Source organism: Mesorhizobium kamtschaticum, assembly GCF_056174585.1.
Window position 1 is genome coordinate 392,724 of sequence record NZ_JBWBWI020000002.1, and the last position, 17,473, is coordinate 410,196.

Here is a 17,473-nt window from a genome sequence, read left to right on the forward strand (position 1 = left end):
TACAATTTCGTTAAGGTCTCGATCTTGGATCGAGATGGTTAGCTCGGCGAGGCCAATCCCAACGCTAATCGTTCGCCTGCGACACCGTCATTGACAGTCGACCAATCGGTGTAATCAGACGAACTATCATGCCGATATCGAGACGTTCCCAATACATAACGAGCGGGGTCACCTAATGGCGTCGGCACCTCGAAACTCCTGAGCTTGAATACCGGCTGGACAACACGGCCAGCTTCGCGGCCGAAAGTTGGCATCTTTCGGTATCAATCACATCGAAATCGGGATTCCTGAGACCGGGGTTGTCGCACCGAAAAGGCGAGGAGGGGAACGGTCGGACTATCGGTTTGAGGGCCGATATGGACGCCTTGCCAAATTGCAGGAGCATCAAATAGGCCGGTCCGACGTTTATCCAGTACGGAAGCGAGCAGTTCGACATTTACCTCATCGTAGTCAGGAGTCGTCTCACCTTGCCTTCAAAATCAAAAACTTCCTTGAGCAAGAAGGCAATGTCGTTGATCGGAGAATTGATGGTTTGCGTGTTCGTGCGTTCTTCCGTGGCTGTCAGTTTCGCAGCGGCTTGCCGGTGGCAAGCATGTGCTTCACCCTCTCGACCGTTGCGGTCGTCTCGAACAGAGCGGTAAATGTCTGCCGTTCCAGGGCGATGATGTCGTCCTCGACCATCGGCTTCAGCGGATCGGCATCCGGGCCTCCGCTCAGCACGTTGATCAGCGCCTCGCCAACGACTATGTCGTGGGCGGTCGCACGGCCGGAGAAGGCTGCGCCTTTCAGAATGTTGCGCAAGTCCGAAGCGCCGGATGGGCCAGACACCGCAAGCAGTGGTGGCTTGGGGGCAACATAGCCGTCGGAGAGCGAAAGCGCTTTCTGCTTCGCGTCGGCCAGGAGCCGGTCGCGATTTATGGTGACACCGTCGGTCGGGCGCAGGAAGCCGAGGCTCCTTGCTTCGAAAGCGCTGCTAGAAACCTTGGCTGGAGCGATTAGGTTGAACGCGGCGACCGCTGGCACGCTTAGGCCCGTCGTGGCGCTGGCAAGGCCACTCTGGCGGATCAGCATTTCCTTGCAGCCGCCCCAGCCGGGGACAACCCCAATGCGGGTTTCGACCAAGCCGATGGAGAGCTCGGCATGGGCTTGGATTGCATCGCAATGGAGCAGCATTTCGCAGCCGCCACCAAGAGCGAGGCCGGCGGGGGCGCCAACGACCGGGAACGGGGCGTATTTGACCGCCTTGAAGGTTTGGTGCCCCATGTCAATGAACTCGCCCAGGGCGTCGGAGCCGCCTTTTTCGATTCTTTCGAGAAAGACACGCAGGTCGGCACCTGCACTGTGGATAGGAGAATCGGATCCGATGAGCAGTGCTCTGAAGCCTTTACCCACTTCCTCAAGTGCCGCATTGATCGCGTCGAGCAAGGCCTCAGAGAACGTGTTCATCTTAGTGCAAAATTCAAGACAGACGACGCCGTCATCCAGGTCCCACAGTGCGGCGCAGCCATAGTCGACCACTGGCTTGGTTGTGAGCTTCAGATCAGCAATGGTCATCACGCCCTCGCCCCGCCCAAACTCCGTTCCGGCTACGCCGCTCTGCGCAACGCCGCCGCCGTAGGCTCGTCCGTTTGACTTCGACCCTGAATTCGGACGTACGTTCACAGACTCCATAACGTGCGGACATTGGGCGGGCCTACTGCTCCAACCAAAGCACGTCCAACTGCAACCGGTGATCAACAAAAGCCAGGCGCCAAGGTCTCATCCACCGTGCGTTTGATCAGCTGGGTCAATTCGCGTCGCGTTAGCCAAACGAGCCAGTCATCATCTTCGATTCCGTGGTCAGGTAAACGCAAAACAGACCCGTGGGCTTCTCTGTGGAGATAACCATACAGATCGGCGACTCCCTTTTCGATTGACCAGGTGGGGACAAGGCCATAAATGAAATCGGGTGACCATTTCGCCCATGCCAACCCAAATGCAATGCTCGAAAAGGTTCTGGGCAACCCCTGTCCTCTAAAATCCTCTCGAAGCCATATGTCGCCTTGGTAAACTACGGCCCCCGTTATTTTCCGAGCGGTTGATGCACGGCAAACACACGAGGACCCTGAGCCGGCTTGGCTCTTCGGATCTGCGTAGCACGCCTTCAATGACTCCAGGTGTTCAGCCAAGTTGGTTGTCCTTAGATCGTCCACACGAAGTGCCTGTACATGCGCTACCTCGCTCGATTGATCTTCTCCGACAATCCAAAACGCACGGCCAAGTTTAAGCCGTGAACAATCGGGTCGAAAAATTGGAAAGGTTGGCGATTTTCCAACGAGGTTTGTAGTAATATCAAGGTATTCTTCAAAATTTTCTCCCATCTTGAAACGAATTCCCGCTTTTCGCGCTGCTTCATCAAACGAATGAATGTATCGCGATACGTCAAGGCTTGTAACACACTTTTCGGTTGTCACATAATTTTCCTTTCTTTATTGCCTCCGCCGCAGGTAGATAGTGCGCTGAAAATAAGAGTGTGTGATTGTAAAAGATACTATCAACCCTTGTAGTTGACGCGTCGACTCGGGCGTCTTTCCCGCAACGCGGCAACTGCGGGGCATTTCTGAAGACCACCTCAATCCGATGGGATCGTTCGCTAGCAACCGCAAACCCAGCCTGCCTCGCTGCTCGGAATCCTCGCATGACTAAATCATCCGTCGTCCGACGGCCAGAACGGCTTAGAAGGCTGGGCATCGAGCGGATCTTTGGGTGGACGACTGATGGCGCCGCCTCGTGCGCAACTACGAGCAGCGAATAGACGTCTCCCACGCACAATCCTCGTCGCAAGGGCGCAAACCTGAACCACAGAAACGTTCATTGTGAAATGGGTTAGCCAGCGTAGCCGGTAACCGGGGCAGATTACCGGGCAGTCAGGCTTGAGCGGCTTGCCTAACGAGATCCGGGAGCGGCGGAATCGACTCTTGTGTTGGTATGCCGAGGCGGTCGCCGAGATAGCGGAAGAATGAGACGTCGAGCTTGATGCAGGTCTTCATCAGGCCGAGCAGGACGTCGCGGGCGTTCTTGCCTGCCTCGCTGACGGTTCCGCCGGAGATCTTGCGCTTGGTGACGAAGGTGCGGATGTCGTTTTCCGAACCATTGGTGTGGAGTGGGATCTCGGGACGATCGAGAACGCGCAGGAGTTCATGCTTGCGGCGATGCAGCCTGGCAAGAAGCCGGTCGAGCATGACGTAGCCGGTTCGTCGTTTGAACAGGCGCTCGAAGCGGGCGCGCAGGGCCGCCGCGTGGCGCGGACAAGGAGCACGCTGGTAGCTCTTGAGGTCGCGATAGAACCACCAGATCAACTGGCGCATGATGTCGACGGCCTGACGTTGATCCGGGGTCACGGGTATCAATTTGTGGACGAGCCGCTCGGCGTGGACCCAGCACAGAGCATGGTCGCCGATGCGGAACTGGCCGGCATCATCGGACACGACCACGGTATCGGCGAGAAAGCCGTGGTGGCGGATCGCTCCCCACATCGCCCCTTCGGTGGCGATCCTGACTGGGTTGGGCTCAACCGCGAGCTGGTCGAGGCCGAGTGCGGCCAGATGCGCCTGCCATGCGGCGCTGTCGGCAAATGCCTTGTGCGGCGCAACCGCCAGCCGCGCGATCACCGGACCGGCGAGGTTGCGGCCGCGCATATAGGCCAGGGCCTCTTCATTGATGAAGTAATCGCTGTGCCCGGCACGCAGCGTCGCCAGGAACGCCTCCCGTGACTTCGATCGCCCGGTGCGGAACGCGGTGAAGCGGCGATCGCCGATCTGGGTGGTGTAGCCGTCCTGGTGGGCGTGGCGCGCCGACGTATCATCGACGGTGATCCAGGGCGCCGTAGCCAGCCCGGCGCGCAGCACGTCACGGTCCTCCGCCGCGAAGGCCTCCAGGCCCTCCGAAATCAGCCGCACCACCTGGCGCTTCGAAATGTCGACCCCGATCCCGGTCAACAACGCCGTCAACCGCTCCGTCGTCACCTGGCCTTGAATGTGACAGGCCAGAATGAAGCGGCGCAGGTTCGCGCCCCAGCCGCCGATGATCCCCGCCGGCAAGGGCGCCACCATCGTTTCGCCGGTCGGTGTCACCCAGCGCTCGCGGCGATAGCGCACCACCTCGGCCGACAACGCCAGATCGCGCACCAGGATCGTCTCATACCCCTTGAAGCGAGAGCCCGCAGGAGCGCTCACCGCAACCGTCACCTCGCGGCTCACGCGACCGCCGTCGCGCTTGGCGCCGCGCCGGCGGCGCTTGCCCTTGCCAGATGTCGGCTGCGTCGCCTTCTCCATGCCCGATGGCTTGGTCGGCTTGACCGGGGGACGCGGCGGCAGGTCCTTCAGCCGGGCGATCTCATCCTTCAGGGTCTGGTTCTCGGCGCGTAGCGCCTGGTTCTCGATCTCAAGGCTCTCGACCCGGCCTTGAAGACCGCGCACTTCGCCGATCAGCGCAGAAACCAGCCCGCGGAGTTCCGCGAGCGACAGGCCTTCAAGCGAATCAGTCGGTGGTAGCGTCACGCAAAGGGTGAATCACGAACGCACGCGCCTGCAAACCCCCACCGCCCGGTAATCTGCCCCGGTTACGCGTAGCCGCCGTTCCTCGCGAGGGAATATCTTGCCGCTCACTTCCCTAACGACGTCAACAACGATGTGTGTCGTGTGTCAGTGGGTCGGACGATATAGCCCAACGTCTTGTAGACCGCGAGGATGAACGATCTCGATCGCTTCGGCAGGCCGATAACAAGCGCTTCGCGCCGCGGCGCACCATTGAACTCAGCCTCGGGCAGGGCCTGGTGCAATGCCGCAATGCGACTACGCGCACATCCACTATTACCGCTGCCTGGGTTCGGATGGCTGGCGCCGTCTCGGCCATGCGGCGCGGTTCGAGGAAATCCGGGAAGTAGCTTCCCTTCCTGAGCTTCGGGATGCGCAGCTCGACCGTGCCGGCCGGCGTCTCCCAGTCCCGGTCGCGGTAGCCATTGCGCAGGGCGAGCCGCAGCGGGTTCTTCTCGCCATAGGCAGCGCCGGTGGCCGCGCCCACCTCCATTTCCATCAGCCGCTCGGCGGCAAAGCCGATCATCTCCCGCAGCAGATCGGCATCCGGGGTCTTCTCCACGAGCGTGCGCAGGTTCATCATGTCGTCGGTCATCGGTGGTCCTTCCGAAATGGGTTGGCGTCAACAACCAAACCCTACCGGAAAGCGCCGATGACCACCGACACGCCGCTCACGCTACAGCCCTACTAACGGCGCGCTCGCGAGCGGCTTCGTAACCGCCGAACTACACCACCTGATGGGACACGACCCGTCCAGCCGTGTCCGGTCGAAGACATCTATTGTTTAGACACCTAAATGAGGCGTGAGTATTCCGCCGGCGGGCCGCGGGACACATGGTTTACCCTCGCGCATAACAACACTTTTAATGGCACACCAATTGCATGGGACGCGGTGAAGGATCCGTTAATTCAGGAACGGCCAAAAAACGATGCCGATTTACGCCTAGACCGCCATGCAGAACGCAACCGAGGACAACGCCAATGGCAAGACGAGCGCTCATCCTGGTTGAAGGTCACAGGACCAGTGGTCTGCTGTACGTCCGAGCGGCCAAGCGTCTTGGACTTCATCCAATTACCCTGGCGGCTGATCCAGCCTGCTACGACTATCTTGCGGCGGAACAGGTTGAGGCAATCCGTGTCGCTACAGACGATCTCAATGCGCTGATCGGCGAATGTTCTCGGCTGCGTGCGACCTATGACATTGCCGGCATTACAGGCTTCTCGGGCGACGATGAGTCGATCTATGCTACAGTTGCCAAACTCTGCCGGCATTTCGATCTACCGGGACCGCATCCCGCGTCCATTGAACGATGCTGCGATAAATTCGCTCAACGTCAGCACCTCGCGCACTCCGGCGTTCCAGTACCTGCCTATTGCTTGGCCGCGAACGCGACAGAAATAGAAAGCTCTGCTGCGGAGATCGGCCTGCCGGTGATTGTCAAGCCAGCCGTAGGCAGCGGTAGCAGCGGGGTCCGATTATGCCGCAACGCCGATGAGATAGCCGAGCACACGACCTATCTGTTGGGCGGGAAGCACATTTGGCGATCTTCGCCGAGGATACTGATCGAAGAATTCGCACAAGGCCCCTTTTATAGCGTCGAGATAATGGGAAATGAGGTTGTTGGGATTGTCGCCGCTAATTTCGGCCCCCCACCGCATTTCGTCTTCCGTAATTTGGCCTTTCCGGCCCCGCTAAGGGATGACGAGCATGAGCGTATCATCAATGTTTCGCTGAGCTGTTTGCAGGCTCTCGGTCTTGGCTGGGGGCCCACGAACATAGAACTCCGGTGGACGAAGCGCGGCCCAGTCGTGATCGAAGTCAATCCGCGTCTTGCTGGCGCACTCGAGCCTCAACTGGTCCAACTGGCTTACGGTATTGACCTCATCACTGAGCACATCAAGCTTGTCATTGGCGAAGAATGGGATTTGCGCAGGGGACATTCACAGACTGCGGCTGCGCGCTTCCTGGTTCCTGATCATGATGGCATCCTTGATTGGATCGGCGGCGACAGTCAGGCGGCTGCTGTACTAGGCGTCGTCGAGACCAAATTGTATGTTGAATCCAAGACTTCGATCATCAGGAAAGGCGATTTCCGAGACTGGATCGGACATGTCATTGCCGTTTCACCCAGGCTTGCCCAGACCGAGGCGATACTTCAGCAGGCCATCGACTTGATTAATTGGTCGATGACATCATGTCAGAAGCTTGGTGAACAGGAAGAATCAGCGACTCCCAACCGCAACGCACTGAAGAAGGATCGTGCCCACTGAAGTAGATGCTTATGGGGCGAGCGGCGAGGGCGTAGCATCCTTCGGCGCTGCTGAATCCAACATTGGAAGGAAGTGCCTCATGTCGCAGTCTTTTGACGCGAGCCGGTCGCCGCTCTTGTACAGGATAACACGGTCATCGGCGTCATCGAAATGAGCAAGGCGAAATGGCTGATTGCCGCGCTCATACCCGATCTCCGGCCTCTCAACAAGATCGATGCCGACGCACCAACCAGCATTCTCGTCAATCGCGTGAATGACAGCAGTACTCGGAATAATCCGCCACCCGGAATTGTGGCAGCTTTCAACAACGGTATGTGCCATATGTCCAAACACTACGGTCTGAGCCCGGACAAATATCGCGCCAAGTTGGGTTTTTCGACGGATTGCGATCGAATAGCGGTTGACTAGATGTTGTCCACCCGGCGGAAGTGGTGGGGGCTAACCCCGGTCCAGGACCGAAACGCGCGCGAGAAGGCCGACAGCTCCGAGTAGCCGAGGCAAAGCGCCACCTCGGTCATCGGCATGTTGCTTGTCTTCAGATAGTGCCGGGCGAGTTCCTTGAGCGCCAACCGTAGCACGTCGTTTTAGGTCAATCCGATAGCCTTAACCTGCCGTTGCAGCAGTGAGGGGCTCTAACCGAGAATCCGGGCAATGTCGGCGATGGTAGGGGTGCGTTCGTCGAGGTTCATCTTGATCTGCGTTTTCAGGATCGACACAAGATCCTGCGGACTGCACTGCAAGGCGCGCCGGACTTCAGCATTGCCTCGATGATGGCGTAGAGATAAGAGGCGCGCTCGGCATTGGCGTAGACAGCACGTCCCGCCTGGAGGAAAAGCTGTTGGTTCGCCACCCGAAACGCACGGGACGCTGACGAAGCTGATGGTCCGCCCTGATCCTCGACCACGCCGACGGCCGACCTCGCTCGGAAACGACAGGAGGCGCGCCATGATGTCTGAGAAGATCAGGCCGCACCATCTGGAGCCAAGGCGATCCTGTATGTTCGGCAATCCTCTATCCATCAGGTCCTCACAATCGCGAGAGCAGCGCCCTGCAGTATGCGATGCGAAAGCATGCGCAATCAAAGAGCCGCTCCATGCCAGAAACAACTCTGGCTTGCCCGCGATCCAATTCCCCGCCAATCCTCAAACAGACCAAAAAGGCTCTTCGGCGTGTCCGGCGTCAGATCGGAACGGCGTCCAGCATCAAACCGGAATGGGTGTGCAGAATCACCGTCCGGCTTCGTCGGCTCCTGCAACCGCAGCATTGCCACCACCTCGTCAGCCCGAAGCATTTCCGCGCCTTGCATCGTTCGTTTCGCGACGATGCAAGATCCGCTGAGATATCGGTCGTCCATCTCCTCGTTTGACACGAGGGGTCAGTTCTAGGCTTCGTCAGGGGTCAGTTTCTCATTTCGCCCGACAAACTTGAAACGCGCAACGCTGTACCGGCCGTCGACACTGACAGGCACCTCACCCTCGATGGCCGCGCGACGAACGACGCGGCGCTGGCTGCCGTAATCCTTGGTCGCACAATGCATCGTGGCTCGGTTGTCCCAGATAGCAACATCACCCTGCTTCCACTTCCAGCGCACCGTGTTTTCCTGCGCGGTGATATGAGACTCAAACAGATCGAATAGCCTCTGGCCGTCATATTTCGAGACGCCAACGAAACGTGCTACATAAGAGCCGAGCACCAGCGTGCGCTCGCCGGTCTCGGGGTGGACGCGTACTACGGGATGCTCGGTCTCGATCCTCTGTTCGGTAAGGGCCTCGGCATAGGGCCTCTTAAAATAACCGCCAGGGAAGCTGTGAACAGCCCAGAGGTCGTCGGCAAGCCGTTGCAGCGGCAGCGGCAAGTCGAGATATGCGGTCGCCGTGTTTGACCACACCGTGTCGCCGCCGACTGGTGGGATCACAACGCCTCGCAGCACCGAAATCTTGGGATAGGCATCCATGCAGGACCAATCGATGTGCCAAACGTCTGCTTGGATATCTCCGCGTGCGGAATCAATATCGAAGATCGGCATGGTTCCCTCCGGATATGGCGAAGGCTTCCCAAAACGAAGAGCAAAGCGCTCCTGCGCATCGTCGTCGAGATGACCCTGGTCGCGGAAGAAGATGACCTTGTGCTCAAGCACCAAACCGTTTATCGCAGCGATAGTCTGGTCCGGCAAATCGGCCGACAGCTTGGTGTTCCTGATCTCAGCGCCGATGCGCGCCGCGCATTTAACGACATCGGTGCATGGGATGACATTGTCCAAGTCCATTTCACTCATGGTGGCATTCTCCAAAGTTGCGGCCTTTTCGCCATGCAAAGCTATTCAACTGTGACAAGAAATCATTCATGGCATTGTAACCGATCGATCCAACGTACAATTCTGCTATCGTGTGTCAGCTCTTGAGCGTCTTACAGAAACACGGAGCCAAGGTTATCGATCAGTGACACTGATTATCTCAGAAGAAGCGCCAACTCGGCACTTTGCAAGCACTTCCAAATTCCGCGGTGTATATCCTTTCATAGGGCATCGCGGTCAGAGGATGTCTCTGGCCCGTACTCGATTGGCTTGCTTCACAATGTTCAAATGATGTTTTCCTCCTATTCGCTGACGAGTAGTGTTATACGTCTCCATTGCGAACCGCACCTACCTCTTCTGGGGGGCTGATCTCACCCGAGCGAGATCGAGCGACGTCTGGGCTGAAGACCGCCTGCCGCCGAACTCATAAGGCGCCGACGCACAGCCAGATGCGCCGTATTGAGCCGCATTTCCCGGCCACCTGAGCTCCAAGCTGCAGGCTGAATGCGATGGCCATTAGTCGACCGCTGATCATGTTGTTCAGCGAAGGACAGGTGAGAGAATACAAATGCGCGGCACTGACGACTGACGCTTTCCCGAAAGCCACAGCTCTGCGCATTTCGATCTGCTGGACCGGACCCCGGATCGATTGAACGATGCTGCGACAAACTCGTTCAACGTGAGCTCCTTGCGGAGGGCGGCGTTCCAATACCTGCTTATCGCTTGGCAGCGAATGCGACGGACGTAGAAAACTTTGCCACGGAGATCGGCCTGCCGGTGGTTCTTAAGCCATCGGTCGGCAGCGGTAGCATGGGTGTCCGATTGTGCCCGTAACGCCGACGAGTTGGTCGAGCATATACGACCTATCTGTTGGGCGGGAAGCACATATGGCGCTCTTCACCAAGGATACTGGTCGAAGAATTCGCACAAGGCCCCCATTATGGCGCCGAGATAATGGGAAATGAGGTTATTGGGATTGAAGTTGCTGACTTTGGCCCCCCACCGCATTTCGTCTATCGTGAGTTCACCTTTCCGGCCCTGCTGACCGATGACGAGCATGAGCGTATCACCGATGTTTCGCTAAGCTGTTTGCAAGCTCTCGGCCTTGGCTGGGGGCCAACGAGCATTGAATTCCGGTGGACGAAGCGCGGCCCAGTCGTCATTGAGGTCAATCCGCGTCTTGCTGGCGTGCCCGATCCGCAACTGGTTCAGGCGGCTTACGGGGTCGATCTCATCACCGAGCACATCAAGCTTGTCATCGGCGACGAATGGGATTTGCACAGAAGGCATTCGCACATTGCAGCTGCGCGAATGCTAGTCCCTGATCGCGATGGCACCCTCGATTGGATCGATGGCGGCAGTCGGGCGGCTGCTGTACCAGGTGTCACCGAGGTTAAAGTGTATGTTGAACCCAAGACGCCGATCGTCAGGCAAGGCGATTACCGAGACTGGATCGGCCATATCGTGGCCGTATCACCCAGCCGTGCTCGGACCAAAGCGATACTTCAACGCGCCGTGGGTCTAATCGGCTGGTCCATCACACCATTTCCGACCCTTGGCGAATAACATCAAGGTTGGCAGTTAGGAGAAGGCCGCGCGCTGAAAATAGAATTCGACGGTGTCGAGGACGCTGTCGATGGCGCGGTAGAGATACATCCACCGGGCGCGGACCTTGCTGTAGGGTCGAGTGGCCGGGGTGAATTCACCCCCAGGCTCCACAGATCCGCACGTGAGTGTCTCCACTCATCCGGCTCCTACTGTCCAGCCGGTGCCCAATACAGCAACCGCCAATGTGCAAACAGCGCTGGCTCCCGACGCCTTACGTCCTGGACCCAATACCGCGTCACGCCTACGATGGCGATTCAGGCGGCGATATTTCGACATCGCCCAGCGTGCCAGGCGCAGGTCGAGATGCATCAATGCTCGGGAAAGTGCCGATTTGTGGTAACGACCATAGTAGTTTATCCAACCAGGAAGGATCGGATTGAACATCTTGGCCAGATCATTGATGCGCTTGTCGATACGGCGGTCAAGCTGCCAGTCCCGCATTGTCTGACGGATGGCTTTCGCGGTTGCTGATACCCGGACTGAAATTGACGAAGGTCTTGCCCCATCGGTTCATTGCCAGTCTCGGCCGAAACGTGTAGCCGAGAAAGTCGAACTTCTGGTTGGGTAATGCCCCCGCCGAACGTTATCCTTGCAATACACGATCCGTGTCTTGTTTGATGTAACGTCAGTCCACATTCGGCAAATCGCCGCTCAAGATCCGTTTGCAACTTTTGGGCCTGACGCTCGCTGCTGCAATGACAAACGGCATCATCGGCAAAGCGTTCAAACGGAATTTCAGGATGGTGTTTGGCCATCCACCGACCGAACGCATAGTGCAAAAAGAGGTTCGCCAGCAAGGGTTCCCGTCTCTCGAGGTTCCAAGGTGCCGTTCTCCAGTTGCACGGGAGCCGTCAGCCACCGTTCGATGTATAACAACTCCCACGAGCAGTCGGTGTGCTTTCGCACCGCCCGTAGCAGCAGGTCGTGTGGAATGGTGTAGAAGGAAACATCTCCAGACTGCCCATCACCAGGACCTTCCCGCCTCGGCAACGATCATGCGGGAGGGCCACGCCTTTGAAGGGCGGCCTCTGGCCGTAATCAGCCGCCTCAAACGCCGCGGCGAGCCAACGCTGCTTTTAGAATTGCCGGACGGCAGCCGGACCTACATTCCCGTCGCGTGGACGGATCTCGGGGGCCTGGGGGGTGGTTCCACAGCCTCGCCGGCTAATCACTCCAGCATTGGGCGGCTTTCAGACCTTCTGCATCTGCGCTTTCTGACCGACGCTCTTCTTGAACGGCGCGGCGAGTCGCCGCCCGATGACAAGGAGGAGCGACATGCAACTGAAGCTGAGATTCGCCGAGGAAGACCGCAAGCGGCCTCCCGACCCACCCACCAGGGAGACGCTGGACGCCGAGGCGCGGGCGGAGGCGTTGCGCCGGCTCGCCCTCGTGATCGCGCGCATGCTGACAGTGAGGGAGGCCGGTCATGACTGAACACAGCAAAATCGCCGCCGGTCACCAGGCCCGGCTGGCTGTCGTCTACCTGCGCCAGTCGAGCGCCTCACAGGTGGAGAACAACCGTGAATCGACCGAGCGGCAATACGCGCTCTCCGGTCGGGCGCGCGAGCTGGGTTGGCCGGACGAGCGTGTCTTGGTCATCGACGAGGACCTTGGCCTGTCCGGCTCCGGCAGCGTCATGCGCGCCGGCTTTGCGCGGCTGACCAGCGAGGTGGCGCTGGCCCGGGTCGGCATCGTGCTTGGCCTGGAGGTTTCGCGGCTGGCGCGCAACAATGCCGACTGGCACCGGCTGATCGAGTTGGCCGGGCTGACCGATACGCTGATTGGCGATGCCGACGGGATCTACCACCCGGCTCTGTTCAACGATAGGCTTTTGCTCGGGTTGAAAGGCGCCATGAGCGAGGCCGAATTGCACGTCCTGCGCGCCCGCCTCAATGGCGGCATCCGCAACAAGGCAGCGCGCGGTGAATTGCGCCGCGGCCTACCGATCGGCTTCGTCTGGGGCGAGGCGGACGGCGAGATCCTGATCCATCCCGACGAGGCCGTCGCCCATGCCATCCGCACCGTCTTTGCCCGCTTTGCCGAGCTCGGCTCGGCGCGCCGCGTGTGGCTGTGGTTCCGCGAGCAAGCGATGAAGTTCCCGCTGTGGCTTAATGCACGCACCGAGCTGCGCTGGGGCGAGGCCAGCTACCACGCGATTCACAGCGTGCTTGCCAATCCAGTCTATGCCGGCGCCTATGTCTATGGCAAGTATCGCCGAGAGACGGTGCTCGACGAAACCGGCGCGCGGTGCAAGCGGATACGCAAGCTGCCGATGGAAGACTGGCAAGTGCTGATCAAGGACCACCACCAGGGCTATATCGATTGGCCCACCTTCGAGGCCAATCGAGAGCGCATGGCGGCCAACACCCAACCCCGGACGCACGCCAAGGCGCAGGAACAGGCCGGTGGCGCCGCCAGAGAGGGTGGCGCCCTGCTGCAGGGCATTGCCCGCTGCGGCCACTGCGGGCGACGGCTGCACACCCATTATCGCGGCCGCACCGTGACGCCGGGCTACCATTGTCCCGGCAAGGTGGTCGTCGAGGGCAGAGGCGTCCATTGCCTCAATGTTGGCGGCGGGCAGATCGATGAAGCCGTGGTGGCGGCCTTCCTGGAGGCGCTGGAGCCGGTGCGCCTGACCGCCACGCTCGAAGCGGCCGAGCGGCTGGAGAACGATCGCGACGCAGCACTCAAGCAATGGCGGCTCGACGTGGAGCGCGCCGCCTTCGCCGTCAACCGCGCCGAGCGCCGCTATTGCGCCGTCGATCCCGACAATCGCCTGGTCGCCCGCAGGCTCGAGCAGGAGTGGGAGGAGGCGTTGCGCGCACTGGAGGCGGCAAAGGCGGAACTGGCGCGGCGCGAGGAGCAGCGTCCGCGCGTCCTGTCGGCCACGGAGCGGGAAAAGCTGCTTGCCCTCGGGGCCGATCTGGCGAGCGTTTGGTACGCGCCCACCACCACGCCGCGTGACCGCAAGGAATTGCTGCGCACGCTCCTCGATGAGGTCACCCTCCATGTCGATCGCGACGAGGCAGCGGCGCTTCTCGTCCTGCGCTGGAAGGGCGAGGCTACGAGTCGCCTCACCGTCGCCTTGCCGCGCTCGCGGCCGGCGACGGTTCGTACCGACGAGGACACGCTGGCGCTGCTGCGGCGGCTGGCACCGCATTATCCCGACGCGGTCATTGCCGGCGTCCTCAACCGCCAGGGCCGCCGAACGGCGTACGGCCACCGGTTTGACGCCAACCGCGTCGGCTATCTGCGTAAGCACTGGAAGATTCCCGCCTGCAAGGCCAAGCCACCAGCCGCCGACGGCGACATCGTCACCGTCCGTCAGGCCGCTGCCGCGCTCGGCGTGGCGCCATCGACGCTTCACCGCCATGTCAACGACGGCCTCATCCCGGGCGAACAGGTGACACCCGGTGCGCCATGGCGCATTCGCCTGACCGCCGAACTCAAGGCCCGCTTCCTGGCCACGCCTGGCGAAGGCTTTGAGCCCATCCGCGACGCCATGGAGAACCTCGGCCTGTCGCGCCAGGTCGTGTTGCAGCGAGTAAAACGCGGCGAACTCGAAGCCGTCCATGTCGTGCGTGGACAGAGAAAAGGCCTATGGATCAAGACGATAGACCAAAATCCCAGCCTCTTCGAACAGATACCGTGAACCAGGGGGTATTATGACAATGGATCCAAGAATGCCCGAATGTCGAGATCGAGAACCCAGTCATGGCGCCAGCCTCTCTGCCTTGCCATACCCACGGCCTCGAGTGCCGATTTGCCGGGCCTATCCTGGCGTCGTTCTCGTCGTTGATGACCACGAGCAGTTGCTCAATTCGATTACGCCCGATCGGCGCCACGACCCCGAACTCAGACAGGTGTGACCGCAATGCGTTCGATATCTGAGTGCGCTGGCGGTTGAGCATCAACCGGACGCGGTGCGCATCATAACGCTTTGCTGCTCGGGCGATTTCACTGGCACGAAGCGCCTAGTCGGCCGTGTCATTGCCTCGCAGATGGCTTCTGCGTCTGCGGCATCATTCTTCCGCCGCTTCAGATAGGGCTTCGCATACTGTGCCGGCAGCAGTCGCACATCGTGGCCACGTGCGATCAGTTCGCGAGCCCAGTGTGCGATGAACTGCACGCCTCGATCCCCGCCAAGCATCGCGGCAAGCTCTCGAAAAACGCCAGTACGCGCCCACGCGTCAGCTTCCTGCGAAAGGAAACCTCACCAACCGCATCCACGCCGTGCACTTAAAACACGGAAAACACGGACTTCGCAATATCCAGACCGACCGCATGACGTTGCTCATCATAGCGCTCCTCCATCTCTGGTCCCGCGAACATACCGCAGGGAGGGAGGAGAGCCGTCCACATGCGGTAATCGCGGGAGCGAGTTGCCCTAGAAATCAATCGTAGTCTTGGAGGGTGGCTGTTCCCCGATAGGATGGAAATACGGGCTCACGACCTGACGCCGGGCCCAAACATCGAATGGAGAATAGCCATGGAAGAATATATCGGTCTCGATGTGTCGATGAAAGAGACGGCAGTTTCGATCCGCCGTGAAGGCGAACGGATCTGGCGCGGGAAGTGCGCATCTGATCCCAACATCATTGCCGAGCTTGTCCGCAAGCGGGCGCCAGCTGTAAAACGAGTGGTGTTCGAAACGGGGCCTCTCTCCGTATATCATGCGCTACGCGCCAAGGGATTACCGGCAATCTGCATCGATGCCCGTCACGCCAAAGCTGCGCTCGATATGGCGGCGAATAAGACGGATGCGAATGATGCCGATGGTTTGGCGCAGCTTGCAGAAGTCGGGTTCTTTCGCGAGGTGCGCGTGAAAGGTTTCGACAGCATGTTGACCCGGACGCTCGTGTCGGCTCGCACCCGGCTGGTCCGAATCACCACCGAGCTTTCAAACCAGATCCGGGGGCTCATGAAGACATTCGGGTTGCTCGTTCCTGCAGGTTAGGGAACCACATTCGAGAAGAACGTTCGGGGCCTTCTTGTCGATCACAAGGAACTTGCTCTTATCGTGTTGCCGATGTTGGAAGCCTGGCGCGGCATTCGCATTCGTGCCGCCGAGCTTGGGCGCCAGCTCGTCGCAGATGCACGTCAGAGCCAGGCATGCCGCATACTCATGTCGATCCCTGGCATCGGCGCCATCACCGCAACCTCCTTCGCCACTGCCATTGAAGATCCGGGCAACTTCAAGAAGTCCCGATCTGTTGGCGCCTGGATCGGCCTGACGACGCGCCGCTACCAATCCGGAGAAGTCGATTATGACGGCCATATATCCCGACGCGGTGACCGCCATTTGCGAGGGCTTCTCTACGAAGCAGCGTCGGTTATTCTGACGCGTAGCACGACCGAGAGCACCCTGCGGACATGGGGCCTCAAGCTCCGCGAGAGGATCGGCTTCAAACGCGCGGCCGTTGCCGTAGCGCGCAAACTGGCGGTCACGATGCATGCGATGCTCAAGACTGGCGAGCTCTTTGATCGGAACGCAGGAGCAACAACATGAAATTGCGGATAGCGTTCAGGATCTGAGCGCCTGAGACGTCCCCGCCGGGGGCCGAGCCATTCCGCTGATGGGGTAGCACCGCTGACTCAGCAAAGTGCGTCGTCCACATTGAAGGCTCCTCCCGCGAAGCTCCATCATGCGGCGACCGATGTCGACCGCGAAGACAACCGTGTACCCGGCAAACGCATCTCCAAGAACGAAGATACTTGACGTCCCCACGGCGACAAGACAACCCCATCATAAGCCGAAAGTCACCGACCGAAAGTCGCAGGGTGTTGAGACCACGGGCTATCCCTATTCCGCCGCTTATCTCGAGGCCGTTCCTTAACGCGACCTCCAGTTCAAGGCAGGGGATATCGGCCTGATCGACGGCGGATTCGTTCACGGGGTCACACGACCATCAGGCAACGGAAACCGTCGCCTGCTGCTCTGGTGGACCTGAGATGGATGTCGCAAGGTCGGCAGGGGGGTGCTCCCCTGTGATCATTACACATCCTGGCTCTGCGCGTCGCGTGGGAGGCTGGTGCGGCTAGTCCGTGTGCCGTCGGAGCGCGATTTGAGGATCGGCGTTTGAAGCTGGCTCTTCTCGTCGACGCTGGGCGCCAGCGTCCTATTGGGTGGCGACAGGTAGAGCCCGACGATGTCGCGCACCTTATCGACGAACAGCGGATCGCTCGACAGCTGGAACGTCTCCGAGTGGTGCAGATGCAGCCCAAAGGAGGTCCAGATCCTGCCGGCCGTCGTGTGCGAGAAGCCCGTTCGCACGGTGGAGCGCAGAGTCGGGACTGTCAAGAATTCCGTGTGCGGGCGGCCAATGATGGGTAAAAAGGATTCCCATTCCCGACGCAACGAACCTGCGATACCGAATGAACTTCTCGACCAGGTTCTGGCAGGAGGGGGCAGCCAGTGCCGTGTTCGAACAGGGCGATCTGTTGGGTTCGTTAGAGAAGGCTCTGACCTAGCGCGCTGAACGCGGAAATCGATCGCGATCTGGCGCTGGCAATGCGCGTAAGGCTATGGCCGCAAGACGGTGTCGACCGAGATCGGCAAGCTTGAGATCGATGGTCCGCGCGACCGCCAGTCGAGTTTCGATCCGCAGCTGATCGGCAAGGACCGGCGCCGTTTTTCCCGGCTTTGATAACGATATCGTTGATATCCAATAGGTGAAGAGCTTGCCATGTGACGAATTGTTTTTCCAGATGACTAGACAGATAAAGC

The 17,473-nt window shown here is 59.7% G+C and carries 11 protein-coding genes and 8 pseudogenes; 8 read left to right on the plus strand and 11 right to left on the minus strand.

Annotated elements, in window-relative coordinates; genetic code table 11:
* Window positions 1-561 precede the first annotated feature (561 nt).
* Together AC0V7N_RS37580 and AC0V7N_RS37585 are read right to left on the minus strand one after the other, a co-directional pair.
* On the minus strand, window positions 562-1,554 hold the full coding sequence (locus AC0V7N_RS37580; protein WP_496628086.1) for an enoyl-CoA hydratase-related protein: 993 nt from the start codon (window positions 1,552-1,554) through the stop codon (window positions 562-564).
* Window positions 1,555-1,733: 179 nt separating this feature from the next.
* On the minus strand, window positions 1,734-2,453 hold the full coding sequence (locus tag AC0V7N_RS37585; RefSeq protein ID WP_496628087.1) for a hypothetical protein: 720 nt from the start codon (window positions 2,451-2,453) through the stop codon (window positions 1,734-1,736).
* 263 nt (window positions 2,454-2,716) lie between these two features.
* On the opposite strand from AC0V7N_RS37585, the pseudogene AC0V7N_RS37590 reads away from it, so the two are divergent.
* Window positions 2,717-2,869, plus strand: a pseudogene (locus AC0V7N_RS37590) (IS5/IS1182 family transposase); the annotation flags it as partial.
* A gap of 37 nt (window positions 2,870-2,906) precedes the next feature.
* Here AC0V7N_RS37590 and AC0V7N_RS37595 read toward each other — a convergent pair.
* Both AC0V7N_RS37595 and AC0V7N_RS37600 read right to left on the minus strand, forming a co-directional pair.
* On the minus strand, window positions 2,907-4,538 hold the full coding sequence (locus AC0V7N_RS37595) for an IS66 family transposase (protein WP_496628088.1): 1,632 nt from the start codon (window positions 4,536-4,538) through the stop codon (window positions 2,907-2,909).
* Between the two features lie 310 nt (window positions 4,539-4,848).
* Window positions 4,849-5,169 (minus strand): annotated as a pseudogene (locus AC0V7N_RS37600) (transposase); the annotation flags it as partial.
* A gap of 386 nt (window positions 5,170-5,555) precedes the next feature.
* Between AC0V7N_RS37600 and AC0V7N_RS37605 the strand changes: the two are divergent.
* Both AC0V7N_RS37605 and AC0V7N_RS37610 read left to right on the plus strand, forming a co-directional pair.
* Window positions 5,556-6,845 (plus strand): ATP-binding protein, encoded by a 1,290-nt coding sequence (locus AC0V7N_RS37605; RefSeq protein ID WP_496628089.1) that lies wholly within the window; start codon window positions 5,556-5,558, stop codon window positions 6,843-6,845.
* Window positions 6,846-6,995: 150 nt separating this feature from the next.
* A complete protein-coding gene (locus AC0V7N_RS37610; protein ID WP_496628090.1) occupies window positions 6,996-7,253 on the plus strand; it encodes a hypothetical protein in 258 nt (85 codons plus the stop codon).
* Here the strand turns inward: AC0V7N_RS37610 and AC0V7N_RS37615 are convergent.
* Together AC0V7N_RS37615 and AC0V7N_RS37620 are read right to left on the minus strand one after the other, a co-directional pair.
* A complete protein-coding gene (locus tag AC0V7N_RS37615) occupies window positions 7,250-7,414 on the minus strand; it encodes a helix-turn-helix domain-containing protein (protein WP_496628091.1) in 165 nt (54 codons plus the stop codon). The two genes, AC0V7N_RS37610 and AC0V7N_RS37615, sit on opposite strands and share 4 nt — an antisense overlap.
* 812 nt (window positions 7,415-8,226) lie before the next feature.
* Window positions 8,227-9,120, minus strand: a complete 894-nt coding sequence (locus tag AC0V7N_RS37620; RefSeq protein WP_496628092.1) for a TauD/TfdA family dioxygenase — start codon at window positions 9,118-9,120, stop codon at window positions 8,227-8,229.
* A 642-nt stretch (window positions 9,121-9,762) separates the two neighbouring features.
* Here AC0V7N_RS37620 and AC0V7N_RS37625 point away from each other — a divergent pair.
* Window positions 9,763-10,704: pseudogene (locus AC0V7N_RS37625) on the plus strand (ATP-grasp domain-containing protein); the annotation flags it as partial.
* Window positions 10,705-10,740: 36 nt separating this feature from the next.
* Here AC0V7N_RS37625 and AC0V7N_RS37630 read toward each other — a convergent pair.
* The 3 genes and pseudogenes from AC0V7N_RS37630 to AC0V7N_RS37640 all read right to left on the minus strand — a co-directional run.
* Window positions 10,741-10,818, minus strand: a pseudogene (locus tag AC0V7N_RS37630) (IS6 family transposase); the annotation flags it as partial.
* A gap of 63 nt (window positions 10,819-10,881) precedes the next feature.
* The gene (locus AC0V7N_RS37635; RefSeq protein WP_496628093.1) at window positions 10,882-11,187 is read right to left on the minus strand and encodes a group II intron maturase-specific domain-containing protein; all 306 of its coding nucleotides are present in this window, start codon (window positions 11,185-11,187) and stop codon (window positions 10,882-10,884) included.
* Entirely contained in the window at window positions 11,100-11,501 is a 402-nt protein-coding gene (locus AC0V7N_RS37640) for a hypothetical protein (RefSeq protein WP_496628440.1), read from the minus strand. Before AC0V7N_RS37640 ends, AC0V7N_RS37635 begins: the two co-directional genes overlap by 88 nt.
* Before the next feature lie 520 nt (window positions 11,502-12,021).
* On the opposite strand from AC0V7N_RS37640, the gene AC0V7N_RS37645 reads away from it, so the two are divergent.
* Complete coding sequence (locus AC0V7N_RS37645; RefSeq protein ID WP_496628094.1) at window positions 12,022-12,180, plus strand: hypothetical protein; 159 nt, start codon at window positions 12,022-12,024, stop codon at window positions 12,178-12,180.
* Window positions 12,173-14,398, plus strand: coding sequence for a recombinase family protein (locus tag AC0V7N_RS37650; RefSeq protein WP_496628095.1), 2,226 nt, complete (start codon window positions 12,173-12,175; stop codon window positions 14,396-14,398). The genes AC0V7N_RS37645 and AC0V7N_RS37650 overlap by 8 nt, the downstream gene beginning before the upstream one ends.
* A gap of 157 nt (window positions 14,399-14,555) precedes the next feature.
* Here AC0V7N_RS37650 and AC0V7N_RS37655 read toward each other — a convergent pair.
* Window positions 14,556-15,047 (minus strand): annotated as a pseudogene (locus AC0V7N_RS37655) (IS110 family RNA-guided transposase); the annotation flags it as partial.
* Between the two features lie 188 nt (window positions 15,048-15,235).
* On the opposite strand from AC0V7N_RS37655, the pseudogene AC0V7N_RS37660 reads away from it, so the two are divergent.
* Window positions 15,236-16,255 (plus strand): annotated as a pseudogene (locus tag AC0V7N_RS37660) (IS110 family RNA-guided transposase).
* A gap of 570 nt (window positions 16,256-16,825) precedes the next feature.
* Here AC0V7N_RS37660 and AC0V7N_RS37665 read toward each other — a convergent pair.
* Window positions 16,826-17,014, minus strand: a pseudogene (locus AC0V7N_RS37665) (IS630 family transposase); the annotation flags it as partial.
* 58 nt (window positions 17,015-17,072) lie between these two features.
* Here AC0V7N_RS37665 and AC0V7N_RS37670 point away from each other — a divergent pair.
* Window positions 17,073-17,412 (plus strand): annotated as a pseudogene (locus AC0V7N_RS37670) (transposase); the annotation flags it as partial.
* Between the last annotated feature and the right edge of the window lie 61 nt (window positions 17,413-17,473).